The 15,819-nt window shown below is 71.0% G+C and carries 16 protein-coding genes and 1 pseudogene; 13 read left to right on the top strand and 4 right to left on the bottom strand.

Translation table 11 applies throughout. From position 1 onward, the window contains the following. Window positions 1-203: 203 nt before the first annotated feature. From OG496_RS03640 to OG496_RS03610, 7 genes are all read left to right on the top strand, one after another. A complete protein-coding gene (locus OG496_RS03640) occupies window positions 204-1,778 on the top strand; it encodes a peptidoglycan-binding protein (protein WP_405969531.1) in 1,575 nt (524 codons plus the stop codon). Between the two features lie 836 nt (window positions 1,779-2,614). Then, window positions 2,615-3,439: a peptidoglycan-binding protein gene (locus OG496_RS03635; protein ID WP_405969530.1), complete on the top strand. Its 825-nt coding sequence runs from the start codon at window positions 2,615-2,617 to the stop codon at window positions 3,437-3,439. Further along, a complete protein-coding gene (locus OG496_RS03630) occupies window positions 3,436-4,104 on the top strand; it encodes a helix-turn-helix domain-containing protein (protein WP_405969529.1) in 669 nt (222 codons plus the stop codon). Before OG496_RS03635 ends, OG496_RS03630 begins: the two co-directional genes overlap by 4 nt. Before the next feature lie 8 nt (window positions 4,105-4,112). Continuing rightward, window positions 4,113-4,382: a hypothetical protein gene (locus OG496_RS03625; protein WP_405969528.1), complete on the top strand. Its 270-nt coding sequence runs from the start codon at window positions 4,113-4,115 to the stop codon at window positions 4,380-4,382. A gap of 401 nt (window positions 4,383-4,783) precedes the next feature. Beyond that, window positions 4,784-5,299: a DUF2231 domain-containing protein gene (locus OG496_RS03620; RefSeq protein WP_405969527.1), complete on the top strand. Its 516-nt coding sequence runs from the start codon at window positions 4,784-4,786 to the stop codon at window positions 5,297-5,299. A 372-nt stretch (window positions 5,300-5,671) separates the two neighbouring features. Further along, window positions 5,672-5,830: a hypothetical protein gene (locus OG496_RS03615; RefSeq protein WP_405969526.1), complete on the top strand. Its 159-nt coding sequence runs from the start codon at window positions 5,672-5,674 to the stop codon at window positions 5,828-5,830. 168 nt (window positions 5,831-5,998) lie between these two features. Then, window positions 5,999-6,496 carry a cation transporting ATPase C-terminal domain-containing protein gene (locus OG496_RS03610; protein WP_405969525.1) on the top strand — a complete coding sequence of 166 codons (498 nt, stop codon included), beginning with the start codon at window positions 5,999-6,001 and terminating at the stop codon, window positions 6,494-6,496. On the opposite strand, the gene OG496_RS03605 is transcribed toward OG496_RS03610, so the two are convergent. The 3 genes from OG496_RS03605 to OG496_RS03595 form a co-directional block, all read right to left on the bottom strand. Next, window positions 6,458-7,735, bottom strand: coding sequence for an APC family permease (locus OG496_RS03605; RefSeq protein ID WP_405969524.1), 1,278 nt, complete (start codon window positions 7,733-7,735; stop codon window positions 6,458-6,460). The genes OG496_RS03610 and OG496_RS03605 overlap by 39 nt on opposite strands. Before the next feature lie 92 nt (window positions 7,736-7,827). Next, a complete protein-coding gene (locus OG496_RS03600; protein WP_405969523.1) occupies window positions 7,828-8,388 on the bottom strand; it encodes a hypothetical protein in 561 nt (186 codons plus the stop codon). Window positions 8,389-8,531: 143 nt separating this feature from the next. Then, a complete protein-coding gene (locus OG496_RS03595) occupies window positions 8,532-8,924 on the bottom strand; it encodes an STAS domain-containing protein (protein ID WP_405969522.1) in 393 nt (130 codons plus the stop codon). A gap of 212 nt (window positions 8,925-9,136) precedes the next feature. On the opposite strand from OG496_RS03595, the pseudogene OG496_RS03590 reads away from it, so the two are divergent. The 5 genes and pseudogenes from OG496_RS03590 to OG496_RS03570 all read left to right on the top strand — a co-directional run bounded on the left by OG496_RS03590 (window position 9,137) and on the right by OG496_RS03570 (window position 12,873). Further along, window positions 9,137-9,874: pseudogene (locus OG496_RS03590) on the top strand (alcohol dehydrogenase catalytic domain-containing protein). Next, window positions 9,867-10,616, top strand: coding sequence for a helix-turn-helix domain-containing protein (locus OG496_RS03585; RefSeq protein ID WP_405969521.1), 750 nt, complete (start codon window positions 9,867-9,869; stop codon window positions 10,614-10,616). Before OG496_RS03590 ends, OG496_RS03585 begins: the two are co-directional and overlap by 8 nt. 49 nt (window positions 10,617-10,665) lie before the next feature. Then, window positions 10,666-11,106, top strand: a complete 441-nt coding sequence (locus OG496_RS03580) for a pyridoxamine 5'-phosphate oxidase family protein (RefSeq protein ID WP_405969520.1) — start codon at window positions 10,666-10,668, stop codon at window positions 11,104-11,106. Window positions 11,107-11,282: 176 nt separating this feature from the next. After that, a complete protein-coding gene (locus OG496_RS03575; protein ID WP_405969519.1) occupies window positions 11,283-12,116 on the top strand; it encodes a universal stress protein in 834 nt (277 codons plus the stop codon). Between the two features lie 136 nt (window positions 12,117-12,252). Then, the gene (locus OG496_RS03570) at window positions 12,253-12,873 is read left to right on the top strand and encodes a hypothetical protein (protein ID WP_405969518.1); all 621 of its coding nucleotides are present in this window, start codon (window positions 12,253-12,255) and stop codon (window positions 12,871-12,873) included. Between the two features lie 375 nt (window positions 12,874-13,248). Here OG496_RS03570 and OG496_RS03565 read toward each other — a convergent pair whose 3' ends face one another. Continuing rightward, window positions 13,249-13,746 (bottom strand): pyridoxamine 5'-phosphate oxidase family protein, encoded by a 498-nt coding sequence (locus OG496_RS03565; protein ID WP_405969517.1) that lies wholly within the window; start codon window positions 13,744-13,746, stop codon window positions 13,249-13,251. Window positions 13,747-14,046: 300 nt separating this feature from the next. Here OG496_RS03565 and OG496_RS03560 point away from each other — a divergent pair, with 300 nt between their 5' ends. Then, window positions 14,047-15,774, top strand: a complete 1,728-nt coding sequence (locus OG496_RS03560; RefSeq protein WP_405969516.1) for a GAF domain-containing protein — start codon at window positions 14,047-14,049, stop codon at window positions 15,772-15,774. The last annotated feature ends 45 nt before the right edge of the window (window positions 15,775-15,819 follow it).

Here is a 15,819-nt window from a genome sequence, read left to right as displayed (position 1 = left end):
GCCGGTGCCGTCCCGCGATCCCGCCAGATCCCGACTCGCCGTGGACACGGGCCGGACCGGGGCCGAAAGATCACCTGCAGCGCTGCTTCCGACTGGCACCGCCCAAGCGCCGGACAGCTGGCGCCGGCAGGACTCGCATGCCGTTCGCCCAGCGGATCCTGCGTTGCTCACCCGCCACCAGACGTCAAGGATTGGAACATGTCATGAGCCTGTTCGGCCATAGCCGTCAATTGTCCCGACGCAGGTTGCTGACCCTCGCCGGCGGCGCCGCGGTGGCCACCGCGACCGGTATCGCATTTGCCCCGTCGGCGTCCGCGGCGACCGGCTACGGGATCGACTACTCCGACGCGTCGCTCACCGCCGGTTCGGTCGCCGCGGCGGGCTACGGCTTCGTGTGCCGTTACCTCAGCTGGCTGCCGAACCCGAAGGTCCTCACCCTGTCCGAGGCTCAGGCCCTGACCGCCGCGGATCTGGGCATCGTCTCCAACTGGGAGTCCGACGGGCTGCAGGACTGGCAGAGCGGAGTCCCCTCCGACCCCTACTCCCAGGGGGCCGGGCATGCCACTGAGGCGCAACGGCAAGCGCTGGCCAACGGGATGCCGTCGTCGCGGCCGATCTACTTCAGCGTCGACTTCGACCTTCAGCCCTCGATGTATTCCGCGCTCAACTCCTACTTCGACGGCGTCGCCTCGGTGATCGGCCGGTCCCGGACCGGTGCGTACGGCGGCTACCACGTGATCGGAGAACTCTTCGACAACGGGAAGATAGCTTGGGGCTGGCAGACGTACGCGTGGTCCGGCGGGAACTGGGACAGCCGCGCGCAGTTGAGACAGGTCCAGAACGGTATCGCGGTCGCCGGGCACGACGCGGACCTCGACCAGGCGATGGCCGCCGACTTCGGGCAGTGGGGCGGCACCGGCGGCGGTGGTACCGGTGTGATCCTGCCGTCCTGGCCGAACATCACCGACGGCATGACGGGGCCCAGCGTGCAGGCGGCGCAGTACCTGCTGCGCTACCACGGTGCCTCGATCACCGCTGATGGCGAGTTCGGGTCGGCCACTCTCGCCGCGACCAAGAGCTTCCAGTCCGCGCACGGTCTGGGTGTGGACGGTCAGATCGGACCGCAGACGTGGTCGGCGCTGATCGTCCAGGTCCAGTCGGGCTCCAGTGGTGACGACGTCCGTGCCGCCCAGGTGGAGCTGAACCGGTTCGGCTACGGCCTCACCGTCGACGGCAACTTCGGCTCCGGCACCGCCACCGCAGCCCGGGCCTTCCAGTCCGCGCACAGCCTGGGTGTGGACGGCCAGGTCGGACCGCAGACCTGGCAGATGCTCGTCGGCACCGGGAACGGCGCCACGGGCGGTGGCACCGTCGCGCCGCCCTGGCCGAACGTCATCGACGGCGACACCGGGAACAATGTGCTGGCCGCGCAGTACCTGCTGCGCTACCACGGTGCCTCGATCACCGCCGACGGCGAGTTCGGGTCGGCCACTCTCGCCGCGACCAAGAGCTTCCAGTCCGCGCACGGTCTGGGTGTGGACGGTCAGATCGGACCGCAGACGTGGTCGGCGCTGATCGTCCAGGTCCAGTCGGGCTCCAGTGGTGACGACGTCCGTGCCGCCCAGGTCGAGCTGAACAAGTTCGGCTACGGCCTTGCTGTCGACGGCAGTTTCGGCTCCGGCACCGCCACCGCAGCCCGGGCTTTCCAGTCCGCGCACAGCCTGGGTGTGGACGGCCAGGTCGGACCGCAGACCTGGCAGATGCTCGTCGGCAGCTGACCGCCGAGCCCCTCCCGGCGGCGAGTGTGCGGGGCGGAGTGACCACGACGGTCCGTTCGCCCCGCGCTCGCTCGCCGCGGCGGAGACAGGCCCGCCTTCCGAGGTCTTCAAAGTCGAGCGGTGCACTGACGCGGCTTGCTGACGCGACGTCATGCTCGGTGTCGGGTCGAGCGGCTTGGCCCTGGCCACAAGGTGCCCGTCGTCCTGCGTGTGCCGCAGGGCGCCGGGGGCCGGACGGAAGAACCACAGCGGTGGCCAGGGCGCGGCGTAGTCGGCGAGGACGCGGCGGGCGTAGCGCTCGGGCGGCATCCACCCTTCGGCTTCCAGGCCGGCAGCCGCACGGGCCCCGATCTCGGCGCGCGCCCAGGCGGCACGACGGTTCGAAAGTCCGCTGCCGGCCTTCGGGTTGCTCCTGCCGCAGCCGGCGCCGGTCGTCGGCCGCGGTGGCGGCCCCGGCGGCGAAGAACTCGGCGAACTCGACGCCTTCGCGTGTCGCCGTGCCGTTCGCGTGCGCCGCACGGACGCGGTCCGCGCAGGCCGCCGGCCGGCGAGCGGCCTCCTCGACCACGGCGAGCTGCTGTTCCCGCCGCGTGGTGGTGCCTCCTGCGCTGCCGATGGTTCACCGCCGGCCTGAAGTCCGTGTCGATGGACGAACGCAATGTGCCGACGGGACGGACTGCCACCAGCTCTTACCTGCAGTAATCCGGGACCGTGTGGCGGCCGCGGCGCGGGTCGCCGCGACACGCTCGTGCCCGTGGAAGCGGGGACGGGTGAGCCGTTACGATCGGGCCGAGGCACTCGGGGGGTGTGCTGCGGGGGAGAAACGGGGGCGGGACATGGCGCGCTGGAAAGCGCTGCCTGCGGGGCTTGACCCCGCAGTCGTGGGGTTCGTGGCGCAGCTGCGCCGGTTAAAGGACGCGAGTGGGCTGAGTCTGCGGGAGCTGGCCGCCCGCACCGGCTACAGCGCATCGTCGTGGAACCGCTACCTCGGTGGTCGGTCCTTGCCTCCGCGTGAGGCAGTGGAAGCCCTGGCCGCGACGGTGGGGGCGGACTCGACCCGGTTGCTGGCGCGGCACGAGATGGCACAGGAGGCCTGGTCCCGTGACCGGAACCCCGACACACCTGCTTCTGCCGAGGAGGACAGCGGGCCCGGTGCGGTGGAGCGGGACAGCGCACCAGGCATGCAGGAAGGTGCGGGCGGTAGGCGTGCCCGTGGAGGTTTCCTGGCACGTGGCCCTCTCGGCGCTGCGCCGCTCAGGGCACGACTCCGGCTGCTCCTGACCGTCGGCGTCTCGGCCGCGGCGGGTGCCGCGATCGCTTTACTGGGTGTGGAGTTGGAACACCCTCAGCTCGCGGGAACCGCCACCCGTCCGGCTGCGGTCGCGCGGCCCACTTCGTACACCTGTGACTACGTCCGCAAGGGCGGGATGTGGTACGCCGGTGACAGCACCACGCGCAATGATCGCCTTGAAGTCGACATGTCCGGACCGGAGGTGGCCGAGCTGCAGTGCCTGCTGCGGCGTGCGGGGATCTCGCCGGGCGGTGTCGACGGCAATTTCGGGCCGCTCACCGAGTCCGCCGTGATCCAGGCGCAGAAGACGTACCACCTCGGCGTCGACGGCCAGGTCGGACCGCGGACCTGGGCGGCACTGCGAAAGTGACGGAAATACCACGGGAGCTGGCCCGCCTCGCCGCTGAACTGCGTGTGCTCCGCGACCGTCGCAAGCTGACTCTGTCCGCACTCGCTGCCGAGTCGGCGTTCAGCAAGTCGTCCTGGCAGCGGTATTTCACCGGCCACGCACTGGCGCCGTGGCCGGCGGTCCGCAGGCTGTGCCAGCTGGTGAACGAGCCGGAACCGCGCCTGCGTGCGCTGTGGGAACTCGCCGAATCCTCCTGGAACCGGCGTGGCGCGGTCGAGTCGGCCACCCCTCTCGCCCCGGCACCCGCGCACGTGGAGAAGCGTCTCCCTCGCACCAGTACCCACGACAGCCAGTACGTCACCCCGTCCGACTCCGCAACGACCGGCCAGGCCGTGCGCGAACCGGCCTCGCGTCACCGTGGAAGGTGGCGGACCGGCGCTGCGGCAAGCGCGACCGTGACCTTGTTCGTCGTGCTCATTACGCTCGCAGCCGACGGGTGGGGGTGGCCCCGCTCCTCCTTCTACGCATGGCCGACCGGTGACAAGACGTGCTCGGGGAAAGCCACCGACGACGCCCTGGCCCACGAGATCACCGTGCTGCACCTCGCCTCCCGGGATGCCTACGGGATGGGCCTTCCCCCAGGAGACCTCCGCGACCTGCAACTCCGCGTCCGTACCGAGCAGTAGACGCCCGAGTGGAAGACCACTACGCGGTCCGCTCCGGAGAGGAGGGCACGGTCAACGAGTTCGCCCACGGACACGGCATGCGACGCTGCCGCTGCCCAGGACAGGGGAAGGCCCACATCCAGCACGTCCTGACGCCCATCGCCGTCGACATCGAGCGCCTCAGCGGACTGCCGTCGACCGGGGAAGCCCCCGCGTCTCGCGGGCCGACTGCCTTCCGGAACCACCTCGACGAGCGCGAGACACCCCGGCCGAAGTCCTGTCGAACCGTGGGCAGTTGACCTCGGCAACTCCAAGTGTCCCGACAGGATCAAGCAGTTTGGCGGCGTCACAGAGGGTTCCTCCGTTCCGGCCGGCCCGTCCGATGCGCGGAGCGGTGGTGGAACAGCGTCAGGCCGGTGCGCGCCGGCGTGATCTGGTGTTCGCGCCAGGCTGACTCGACCTCGTCGTATCGGTCGGTACAGCTTGGCGTGCCTGTTTGTGCGGGTTCCATTCCGTTCTCCGCCCGCACTTCAGCCAGGCGGAGAGCTACTTCTCACGCGCTCCGTGAGCCCCCCTGTGGGGGCCACGGGGGGCCGTGATTCGGATGAGGCTCAGAGGTAACTGAGAAGTCCCTGTGAAAAAGTGCCGAGGCTTTCGCAGCGTCCACCGTCCGGCCAACCCCCCCATGGAGAAAGTCCTCATGAGCCTCACTGTCGTCAACGGACTGCCCGCGCATGTTCTGTTCGTGCACTTCGTCATCGTGCTCGTACCCCTGAGCGCCCTGGCACTCGTGGTGTGCGCGGCCTGGCCCGCAGGTGCCCGGCGGCTCGGACTGCTGCTGCCGATCCTCGCGCTCGTGACGTTGGCCAGCGTGCCGGTGGCCACCCACGCGGGGGAGTGGCTGGAACAGCACGTCGGCAGCGACCCGTTGGTGCGCAAGCATGCCGAACTCGGCGACGGCCTGCTGCCGTGGGCTCTCGGCCTCTTCGTGTTCTCGGCCGTCGTCTGGTGGACGGCCCGCCGCCCGGCACCGGCCGAGGACGGCATGGTGAGTGCTTCGTGGTCGCCCTCGGTACTGGTTCGGGGCGTGGTCGTGGTTCTTTCGCTCGCTGTCGCGGTCGGCGCAGTGGTGGACGTCTACCGGATCGGTGACTCGGGCGCCAAGGCCGCCTGGCAGGACAACTACTCCAAGACGGCCACGCAGAACGGCGGCTGACAGGACGAGGGCCGCCGTGGGGGCCGGGCGCCTCCGGACCGGCACCGCGAGTGCCAGGGCGGCAAGAGCTGCGACGACGATCGACGGTGATCAGAGAGAAGGGCAGAACCTCCGTGTTCTGCCCTTCGGATGAGGAGCAGTTCGTTGTCGCGTGAAGTCCCGGGGATGAGACGGCGGCGCGTGAGCCACGCTGGCCCTTGAGCGGACTGCGTACTGCGGGCCCGCCGTCAGTGACCTCGGCCATGAACGACTACGCGGACGCCGGACTGTGCGTCTTGGCCGTCGCCGTCCGCCAACTCCCCACCGGCGCACCGGTGCCCGCCCAGCGCGAGGCCAGCCGAACTCGACCTGTACCTGCTCGGCCTGGTTGCCATGAGCGACCCTCCCCGCCTTCGGGTGGCGGCAGCGATCGCCCGCGCCCATCAGGCCGGCATCCGCGTGCACGTCGTCACCGGCACCGAACTCGACCGGCTCTCCGAACCGGAACTGGATCAACTCCCGGCCTCGGCAGGCGAAGTGGTCTTCGCATGACCGGTGACGGAGTCAACGACGCCCCCGCGTTGCGCCGGGCCGACATCGGGATCGCCATGGGCCGCTCCGGCACCGATGTCGCGCGGGAAGTCTCCACGATGGTGCTCACCGACGACGACTTCACCACCATCGTCTCGGACATCGAGGCCGGCCGACGTAACCCGGTCGATGCTCGCCCGCGCCCGGGGCTTCCTCGGACTGATCTCCGCGCTGCTGGTCATGACGGCTCTCCTCGTCGTCCTCCTGCGCGCGGGCTGGCACCCCGGCGACGACGTCGGCGCGGGCAGCCCCCTCCACCACGCCTACCGGCAGGCCACCACCGTCACCTGGGTCGGGATCGTCGCCTGCCAGATCGGCACGGCCATGGCGGTGCGCACCGAACACGCCTCTCTGCGCGGCGTCGGTCTGTTCACCAACAAGCCGCTCCTGGCCGCCCTCGCCGGGGTGTACGTCCCCGTCGTGCACACCGTGCTGGGCACCGAAACACTGTCCGCCGGGCAATGGGCCCTCGTCGCGCCGTTCCCCTTCATCGTCTGGGGAGCCGACGAAATACGCCGTTGGCACCGGCGCCGTCCTGGAGCCGCACCCATCAGCTCGGTCACCGGTCCTGACCGCGTGCAGTCCGGCTCAGCGGCCGGTGTCGTTGCCGTTCCTGACCCGTCGTAGACCATAGAGCGCAGCCCCGACGAGGAGAACCGCGGCGCCGGAGACGACGGTGCTCGCGGGCAGGGCGAAGGCGAGGGCCGCGCAGCCGGCCAGGCCGGTGAGAGGGATCAGGCGGTTCGGTCGGCCTTCTTCCTCGGTGAGGGTCCGGGCGGAGGCGTTGGCGATGGCGTAGTAGGCCAGGACGCCGAAGGAGGAGAAGCCGATGGTGCCGCGCACGTCCGTGGTCGCGGCGAGGACGGTGACCACCGCGCCGACCGCGAGTTCGGCGCGGTGGGGAACACCGAAGCGGGGGTGGACGGCGGCCAGGGCGTGCGGCAGGTGCCGGTCCCGGGCCATCGCGAGGGTGGTGCGGGAGACCCCGAGGATCAGCGCGAGCAGTGAGCCGAGCGCGGCGACGGCGCCGCCGACACGGACGGCCGGCACCAGCCAGTCGGCGCCCGCGGCGCGTGCGGCGTCCGACAGCGGGGCGGTGGCGTCCGCCAGCCCGCGCGGGCCGAGCAGTGTCAGGGTGGCGACGGCGACGAGGGCGTAGACGGCGAGGGTGATCCCGAGCGCGATCGGGATGGCGCGCGGGATCGTACGGGCGGGATCGCGGACTTCCTCGCCGAGGGTGGCGATGCGGGCATAGCCGGCGAAGGCGAAGAAGAGCAGGCCCGCTGCCTGGAGCAGCCCCGTGAAGGTGGTGTCCTGGCCGATGTCCAGCCGTGCGGTGTCCGCATGGGCGGAGGTCAGCGCCGTGACGACGACGGCGGCGAGCACGGCCAGGACGAACGCGACGATGGCGCGGGTGAGCAGGACGGACTTCTGCACCCCGGTGTAGTTCACCGCGGTCAGCGCCACTACGGCGGCCACGGCCACCGCGTGGCTCTGGCCGGGCCAGAGATAGACGCCGACGGTGAGGGCCATGGCCGCGCAGGAGGCCGTCTTGCCGACGACGAACGCCCAGCCGGCCAGGTAGCCCCAGAAGTCGCCCAGGCGTTCGCGGCCGTAGACGTAGGTGCCGCCGGACCGTGGATAGAGGGCGGCCAGCCGTGCCGAGGACGTCGCGTTGCAGTAGGCCACGACGGCGGCCAGGGCCAGAGCGAGCAGCAGCCCGGAACCGGCGGCGTCGGCCGCCGGGCCGAGGGCCGCGAAGATCCCGGCTCCGATCATCGACCCCAGACCGATCACCACGGCGTCGGACACGTCCAGACGCCGCTTCATCCCACCCGTGCCTCCCGGGGCTCTGTCCGCGTTCATCGCTCACTCCTCCTCGTACTCGGCGCACGGTAGCCGAGGAGGAGAGAGTCGCTGCCGGAGAGGCATGGTCCTACTGTGCCGCGTGCAGGGCGTCAGCCGGTCTTTCGACCCCAACTCGGCCCCACCAGGTCCCACTCCGTACCCCAGGAGTCGATACGACGCCGGTCCAGCCGGTACCGTGCGGCGGCCCCTGTGCCGAACGCCAGACCGGCGAAGGCGAGTGCGGCGGTGAGGCCCAGGACGGCGGATTCGAGAGTCGTCTCCTTCGAACTCGGCGGTTCGATGGTGGAGTTGCCTGCGGAGTCCAGCCAGACCACGACCTTGGATCCGGCCTTCTGCCCCGTGTCCACCAGGGCGCTGACCGTACGGCCGGTGCCGTCGGCGGTCGTCCAGCGGACCTTCGCCTTGATCAGGTCGCGGGATCCGACTCCCGCGGTGGGGGACGGGGTGTCCGTGAGGAGTACCGCCCGCACGGAGTGCCGCTCGGTGCGCTGCGCGCTGAACTCCTCGTCGGCGGCGTGGGACGTCACGAAGCCGGCGAGGGTGCCGCCCACCAGGATCACCGCCCCCACGACCAGGACGATCCAGGCCTCGACGATGTCGTCGTGCCTGCGCAACGGGTTGCTCCGCAACCGCCACAGCCGCTTCCTCATACGCCCGTTCCTGCCCATGGGTCCGCACCTCCTCGTCGTGGTCGCCATCCCGAAGGTGCCAGTCGGGAACATGACGTCGCTTGGGCCGAACAGGGGCTGTCGGGTGCCCCATCGGCACTGAGTCCCGGGCCCGGACGGGCCGTTCAGCCCGCTGTGGCGGAGGCCTCGCCGGACTCCGGCCCGGCGGCCAGGGCGTTCGACAGCCGTGCGTGGATCTCGAAGACGCCGCCGAGCTGGGCGTGGCGCAGGATCCGCAGGAAGCCCGTCTTGCCGGTGACGATTCGGAGCCGTCCGCCCCGGGTCGCCGTCCGGTTCTGTGCCCGGCACAGCACACCCAGCCCGGCACAGTCGATGAACGACAGGGCGCGCAGGTCCAGTACGAGATCGGGGCGGGGGCCGGCGGTCAGCATGTCCAGGCGTGCCGACAGCGGCTGCGCCGTGAGGAGGTCGATCTCGCCGCTTAGCGCCACGAGGGTCGTCCCGGCGATCACACGTTCCGAGGAGCGCAGGGCGGCGGTGGTGTGGATCTCGGTCATGGTGCGAGCCAACCGGCCAGATGGTCCCGCGCGGAAGGGCCGACCGGACCCGCCCAGCTGTTCGAGATGGGCCGTTCGGCCCACCCCGCGGCCGCCCGGCCGCAACGAGCCCGTCCGGCCGGGCGATGAGGGCCGACCGGCCCAAGCCAGGACCGACGGCCCGGGACACGCTGGACAGACGGGGGCAGTCGACCGAACGGGGAAGGAACGTCATGAAGGGCCTCGTCTTCCACGGGCCGGGACAGTCCTCCTGGGACACCGTCCCGGATCCCGGCATCGAGGACGCCACCGACGTGATCGTGCGCGTCGACGCCGTCACCATCTGCGGAACCGATCTGCACATCCTCAAGGGCGACGTGCCCGAGGTGCGCCCCGGCACCGTCCTCGGCCACGAGGCGGTCGGCGAGGTCGTGGAAGCGGGCTCCGACGTCCGGACCGTACGGCCCGGGGACCGGGTCCTGGTCTCCCGCATCACCGCCTGCGGGCGCTGCGCCTACTGCCGCAAGGCCATGTACGGCCAGTGCCGCGCCGGCGGAGGCTGGATCCTCGGCCACCTCGTCGACGGCACCCAGCCCGAGTACGTGCGCGTCCCGCACGCCGACCTCTCCGTCCACCCGCTGCCCAGCACGCCAAGGACGCCGTCCTGCCCGCGGACATCTTCCCCACCGGGTACGAGGTGGGCGTGCTCAACGGACAGGTGCGCCCCGGCGACACCGTCGCCGTCGTCGGAGCAGGTCCGGTCGGACTGGCCGCGATCGCCACCGCCCGGCCGGCTGCCCACCGGCGCGCTGGGCACCCACATCTTCCCGCTGGACCACATGGAGAAGGCGTACGACGTCTTCGCCAAGGCGGCCGACACCGGCGCCCCCAAGGTGGTGCTCGGCGGGACCCGGCACGAGGAAGTCGCCGTCCAGGCGGCAGGACAGAAGGACGTGACGAGCCATGCCTGACCCGTTCCCGCTGAACGTGACAGAGGGTTCACCCGTGGGTGACCTCGGACGCCGGATCTCCGTACGGCGCACCGCACTTGACCTCTCCCGGGAGGAGACGGCCGACCGCGCGGGGGTGGCGGCGAGCTACCTCCAGTACCTGGAGGAGTTTCCCGGTGCCGCTCCCGGCCGGAGCGTTCTCCTCAGCCTCGCCGCGGCCCTGGACACCACCGTGACCGAACTCGCCGGGGGCGGCAGCGACCAGACGCCCGGCCCCGGGCGGGCCGGCTCCGACCCGACGTTCACCGAACTGACCGTCCAGGAGTGCCGCGAGTTGCTGTCGACGCACGGGGTGGGCAGGGTCGCGGTGCCCACCGTCTCGGGACCCGTCATCGTCCCCGTCAACTACAGCGTGGTCGACGGCGCGATCGTCTACCGGACCGCTCCCGGTACGACGCCGTCGCGGGCGGCGGGCTGCCAGGTGACCTTCGAGATCGACCGTATCGACGACGCGTTCGGTGAGGGCTGGAGTGTGCTGGCGCTCGGCCGGGCGCGGACCGTGACCGACGCGGACGACATACGGAGTCTGACGGAACACGCGCTCAGCACGCCGTGGGCCGGCGGCTCACGCGAGGAGTGGATCCGTATCGACGCGCTGAGCCTGACCGGACGTCGGATCACCACGCGACGGGGGACGTTCTCCGAAGCGGGCGGGACCGATGGCCCCTCACCCGCCGACCCTGCGGGGCGAACCATGGAGTGACACCCACAGACCCGCAGACCCGCGCACAGGGCGAGAGACGGACTGGCTGATGTATTCCAACGACGGATTCCGCGAACTGGAACGACACGAGTGCCTGCGCTGGCTGGGCCAGGCATTCGTCGGCCGCATCGTCCACACCCGCCAGGCCCTGCCCGCCGTACTGCCCGTGAACTTCTCCCTGGACCACGACGGGGCGGTACTGCTCCGCACCTCCGCCGCCTCGGAGCTGGTGCGCGCGATCGACGGCTCGGTGGTCGCCTTCGAGGCCGACGAGGTCGACGCCGTCGCACACTCGGGCTGGAGCGTCGTCGTCACCGGGTCGGCCACCGTGGTGACCGACGCGGCCGAGCACGAACGCCTGACCCGAACCGGCCCGTCCTCCTGGGTCCCCTCGCCCCAGGAGGTCTTCGTGCGCGTCGAGCCCGAGTGGGTGACCGGCCGCGAACTCGTCGGCGGGCGTTCGATGGACGGGGTGGACCTCAACCGCTGAACACCGGGACCGTACGGCCCCACAAGAAGGGGCCGTACGGCGTGTCGGCAGGTTCCCGTGGCCCCTGACCGGGTCCTCCGTACAGGACGAGCATCGCCATCGGAGCCGTCGTGAGCATGGGCGGCCCCTTCCCGCCGAACAGCGTGAGCACGCAACAGCCAGAAGGGAAACGGGACATGACTCTCCATCATGTGGTCGTCGGAGTGGACGGTTCGCTGATCTCGGTCCGGGCATTGGACTGGGCCGCGGCCGAAGCCGCGCGCCGAGGCGTCGAACTGGGTGTCGTGTACGCCGTACCCGACAGCGACGAGGCCGGACCGGTACTGGCATCCGCGATCACGCGCGTCCGCGCACGTCACCCCGAACTGCCGGTGGTGACCAAGGACGCTGTCGGCGGTCCGGTGCGCACGCTCGTGCGTGAGAGCGAGGGAGCGGACCTCACAGTCGTAGGGACCCGGGGCATGGGCGGTCTCGCCGGCCTGCTGTTCGGCTCGGTGAGCCTGCGGCTGGCCGCGCAGGTGCACAGCCCGTTGCTGGTCGTCCGCGGCGACCATCCGTGCGACGACCGACGGCCCGTGCTGCTCGGCCTGGAGGGCGACAGCGACGAGGACACGGCGCTCTACGCCTTCCAGGAGGCCGAGCGGCGCGGTGTTCCGCTACGCGTCCTGCACTCCTGGACCCACCGGCACATCACCTCCGAACTGCCCTCACTGGTCCCGGCGACGAGCCCGGGCCAGGAGCAACTCGCCCAGAAGGGAAGGGCGGAGGGCTCAGTACCGCGCTTCAGCCTGGCCCGGCTGAGCGCGCGGCACCCCGGCATCCAGGTCGAGAGCCGTACGGTCCGTACCGGCCCGGCGCACGCCCTGCTGGACGCCACGCGCGACTGCGCCGTCGTGGTCGTCGGCGCGCACCGTCGCACCCACCGGTTCGGCCCGCCGCTGGGCCCGGTGGCGCACACCCTGCTGCACCGCTCCCACTGCCCCGTCGTAGTGGTGCCCATCGCCAAGTGACCCGGCAGACAGGGCCGTTCGGGCCCTCGATCGGGGACCTGCAGCCCCTCTGCCGCCGGCGCCCGCCGCGAGACATTGAGGGCGTAACGAGAGTCGTCGAATCCCAAGCATCGTTCCCTCGAAAGGGATGAGCATCATGGCAGTCCAGAACCACCCCCAACACCACCCGCGATTCCGCTTCCCGTCCCTCCACCGGACCGGAACGGCACAGGCCGCCACCGACACGACGGCGGTGACGACCGCGACGCGTGCCTATGCCTTTGCGTCCCTGCGCCTGCTGACCGGGTTCGTCTTCCTGTGGGCGTTCCTGGACAAGACGTTCGGGTTCGGTTACGCGACTCCGTCGGGCAAGGGTTGGATCGATGGCGGTTCGCCGACGAAGGGGTTCCTGAGCTCGGTGGCGGCGGGTCCGATGGAGTCGACGTTCCATGACTGGGCGGGTGCGGGCTGGGCGAACTGGCTGTTCATGCTGGGTCTGCTGGGCGTCGGCGTCGCGTTGGTTGCCGGTGTCGCGCTGCGGCTCGCCGCTGTGGCGGGTACGGCGATGATGGCGCTGATGTGGATCGCCGAGTGGCCGCCTGCGAAGCACCTCTCCGACGGCACGCTGAGCATGTCGTCCAACCCGTTCGTCGACTACCACCTCGTCTACGCCGTCGTCATCATCGCCCTGGCGGCGGCGGGCGCCGGTGCCACGTGGGGTCTCGGCAAGGTCTGGGCGAAGCTGCCCATCGTCCACGACCACAACTGGCTGAAGTAGACAGCCGGTTACCCGTCGGGACCGGGGTGTCGCCGCCAACTGGCGGTGGCACCCCGGTCGTTCGTGTGCCGTCACCGTCGGCCTGGCCGGCTCGCTCGGAAGCCTTGCCGCGCGGGAGCCGCTGACCGACGTACCGAGGGCGCGGCGGGACAGGTTCCCCGGTGCCGAGGTGATCGAAGAGGCTGTGGTCGGTCAGGCCGGTTCACACCTGGCCGGCGTTGCGCGTGGCGACCCACGCGGTGCTGCGCGACGCCGTAGCGCCCGTGGCTGTGGTGCCCCACGACTGACGCGTACGTCGTCGGGGCGGCAAGCGGCTGCCGCACATGACCCGTGCCCGTCCGTGCGAGAGACGGACCGGCACGGGAAGGCCGAGTGTCAGGCTTCGGCCGGCTGGTCGACCGGGACGAGCAGGAGCCCGGTGACCAGATCCGGACGGATGCGGACCGTGTAGTCCGTCGTCTGCTGCACCCAAGGCCGCAACAGGCCCTGGTATCGGGCCAGTTCGTCGGCGTCGGTGACCAGGTGGACGTAGCCCGTGACGACCACGCTCCAGCCGAGGTGGGTGTCGGGGTCGATGGAGTCGGCTTCGTAGGCCACGACGACTCCGGGACCGTCGGCCTGGAGAGTACGTGAGGTCAGGGCCGCACCCTCGTGGGTCCGGATGACGATGACCCCGCCGTCGACGACGTGGTTGACCGGGCGGATGGTCGGCAGCGCCTGCCGCGTGAAGGCGATGCGCCCCAGGGACACGCTGCCGAGCAGCCGCAGTGCCTCCGCACTGTCGAGCTCGATGCTCCGGTGGTGCGGCACTGCCGCGGTCGGCTGGTCATGGTTCGTGGTCGTGAGCAGCCTCCGTACGGGTTCGTCGTTCACCGCTTCGTGTCTCCGGCCGACGGTCCACCGGGGCGACAGGGTGACGGTCGGCGGGCGAGGGCTCGATCATGCTCATGGAACGGTGCCGGGGCCCGAGTCCGGTAGGGCCGTTCGGCCCTCACCCGTGGCCGACCGGCCTGTTGCCCCGAACAGCGCCTGCCTCCTTCACCCCTTGCGTGAGGCGCGCGAGGCCCATGATCTGGGCCTGATCTCATGTCCGTACCGGCCTCCGACCGATACCGTGGCACGTGACCGGCGTGGTCGACCCGCGGTGTGGCGAGGGGTTCTGGAGGATCACCGGTGGCAGGCGTTGAGGAATCCCGGGACGCGCGTATACGGCTGCCGCAGCTGAAACTGGACGAGCTGCTGGAGGAACTGCAGGCTCGTCTGGACGCGGCTCGCGGCACCCGGGACCGGGTGCACAGCCTGCTGGAAGCCGTGCTCTCGGTCGGCAGGGAACTGGAACTGGAGCAGGCCCTGCACAGCATCGTCGAGGCGGCGGCGGTCCTGGTCGACGCGGAGTACGCCGCGCTCGGTGTGATCACTCCTGACGGCAAGGCGCTGTCGGCCTTCCACACGATCGGCGTCACCGAGGAGCAGATCGCCGCGATCGGCCCCTACCCGGAGGGCCACGGCATCCTGGGCGAGCTGATCCGGCACCCCGAACCCCTGCGGCTCGCGAAGATCTCCCAGCACTCCGCGTCGTACGGTTTCCCGTCCAACCACCCGCCGATGAACACCTTCCTCGGCGTCCCCATCCGGGTGCGCGAGCACGTCTTCGGCAACCTGTATCTGACCGAGAAGCGCGGTGGGGCGCAGTTCGACGACGAGGACGAGTCGGTCCTGTCCACCCTGGCCGTGGCGGCGGGCGTCGCGATCGACAACGCCCGCCTGTACGAGGAGTCCCGGCTGCGGGAACGCTGGCTGCGGGCGAACGCGGAGATCACCCACAACCTGATGTCCGGCGACTCCCGCACCCAGGTCCTCGGCCTGATCGCCGAGCGGGCCGGTGAGATCACGGGGTCCGCACTGACGGCGGTCGCGCTGCCGATGGAGGACACCGGGTCGCTCGCCGTGGAGATCGCCGTCGGCATGGACGCCGAAGCTCACCAGGGGCTCGTGCTGTCCTTGGACCGCAGCCTGATGGGACTGGCCTTCTCCAGGGCCGCCCCCGTCACCAGCGCGGACGTGAGCCACGATGAGCGCATCTCCCTGGAGCCCCCGCGCTTCGGGGGACTCGGCCCCGCCGTGGCGGTGCCCATCGGCACGGGCGAGACAGGTGTGCGCGGCGTGGTGCTGCTCGCGCGAGAAGTCGGGCGGCTGCCCTTCTCGGCGACGGAGACCGAGACCTTGCAGGCCTTCGCCGCGCAGGCCGCCGTCGCGATGGAACTGGCGGAACGCCGTCGGGACGCCGAGCAGATCGCGGTTCTCCAGGACCGCGACCGCATCGCCCGCGACCTGCACGACCTCGCCATCCAACGACTCTTCGCCACCGGCATGACCCTGCAGAGCGCGGGCCGCTTCATCGAGCACCCCGAGGCCGCCGAGCGTGTCGTGCGCGCGGTGGACGACCTCGACGAGACCATCAAGATCATCAGGTCTACGATCTTCGGCCTGCGGGCGCGTGACGGCGGCGCCGGGACGCGGCTGCGGGCTCGTGTCGTGCGCGCGGCCGGTGAAGCCGCCCCGGTGCTCGGCTTCGCACCCAGCGTGCGGATGGAGGGCCTGGTCGACACCGACGTGCCGCGGGAGATCGCCGACCATGTGATCGCCGTGCTGTCCGAGGCGCTGACCAACATCGCCCGGCACGCTCGGGCCGACCGCGCCGACATCGCCCTGGTGACCGACGGCCGTGAGGTGCGTCTGACCGTGACCGACAACGGCGTGGGCATTCCGGCCGAAGGCCGACGCAGCGGGCTGCGGAACATGGAGGAGCGGGCCCGGCAACTGGGCGGCGAGCTGGAGTGGACCGCTCCGCAGGGCGGCGGCACCACCCTCGTGTGGAAGGTACCGGTGACGGTGAAATAGGCGCCCGCTCCGCACCCCCCTCGCAGCTGGCGAGGGTGGGTAGGG

The organism is Streptomyces sp. NBC_00988 (assembly GCF_045162645.1).
Lineage (GTDB): Bacteria > Actinomycetota > Actinomycetes > Streptomycetales > Streptomycetaceae > Streptomyces.
The sequence above is the reverse complement of the archived record's forward strand: the minus strand, read 5'-3'. Positions and strand labels throughout refer to the sequence as shown.

Bases quoted from the DNA above. Each gene is read 5' to 3' on its own strand.
- OG496_RS03585 (WP_405969521.1), top strand. From the start codon at position 9,867: ATGCCTGACCCGTTCCCGCTGAACGTGACAGAGGGTTCACCCGTGGGT.
- OG496_RS03600 (WP_405969523.1), bottom strand. From the start codon at position 8,388: ATGAGGAAGCGGCTGTGGCGGTTGCGGAGCAACCCGTTGCGCAGGCAC.
- OG496_RS03615 (WP_405969526.1), top strand. From the start codon at position 5,672: ATGAGCGACCCTCCCCGCCTTCGGGTGGCGGCAGCGATCGCCCGCGCC.
- OG496_RS03610 (WP_405969525.1), top strand. From the start codon at position 5,999: ATGCTCGCCCGCGCCCGGGGCTTCCTCGGACTGATCTCCGCGCTGCTG.
- OG496_RS03575 (WP_405969519.1), top strand. From the start codon at position 11,283: ATGACTCTCCATCATGTGGTCGTCGGAGTGGACGGTTCGCTGATCTCG.
- OG496_RS03620 (WP_405969527.1), top strand. From the start codon at position 4,784: ATGAGCCTCACTGTCGTCAACGGACTGCCCGCGCATGTTCTGTTCGTG.
- OG496_RS03580 (WP_405969520.1), top strand. From the start codon at position 10,666: ATGTATTCCAACGACGGATTCCGCGAACTGGAACGACACGAGTGCCTG.
- OG496_RS03595 (WP_405969522.1), bottom strand. From the start codon at position 8,924: ATGACCGAGATCCACACCACCGCCGCCCTGCGCTCCTCGGAACGTGTG.
- OG496_RS03640 (WP_405969531.1), top strand. From the start codon at position 204: ATGAGCCTGTTCGGCCATAGCCGTCAATTGTCCCGACGCAGGTTGCTG.
- OG496_RS03635 (WP_405969530.1), top strand. From the start codon at position 2,615: ATGGCGCGCTGGAAAGCGCTGCCTGCGGGGCTTGACCCCGCAGTCGTG.
- OG496_RS03570 (WP_405969518.1), top strand. From the start codon at position 12,253: ATGGCAGTCCAGAACCACCCCCAACACCACCCGCGATTCCGCTTCCCG.
- OG496_RS03605 (WP_405969524.1), bottom strand. From the start codon at position 7,735: ATGAACGCGGACAGAGCCCCGGGAGGCACGGGTGGGATGAAGCGGCGT.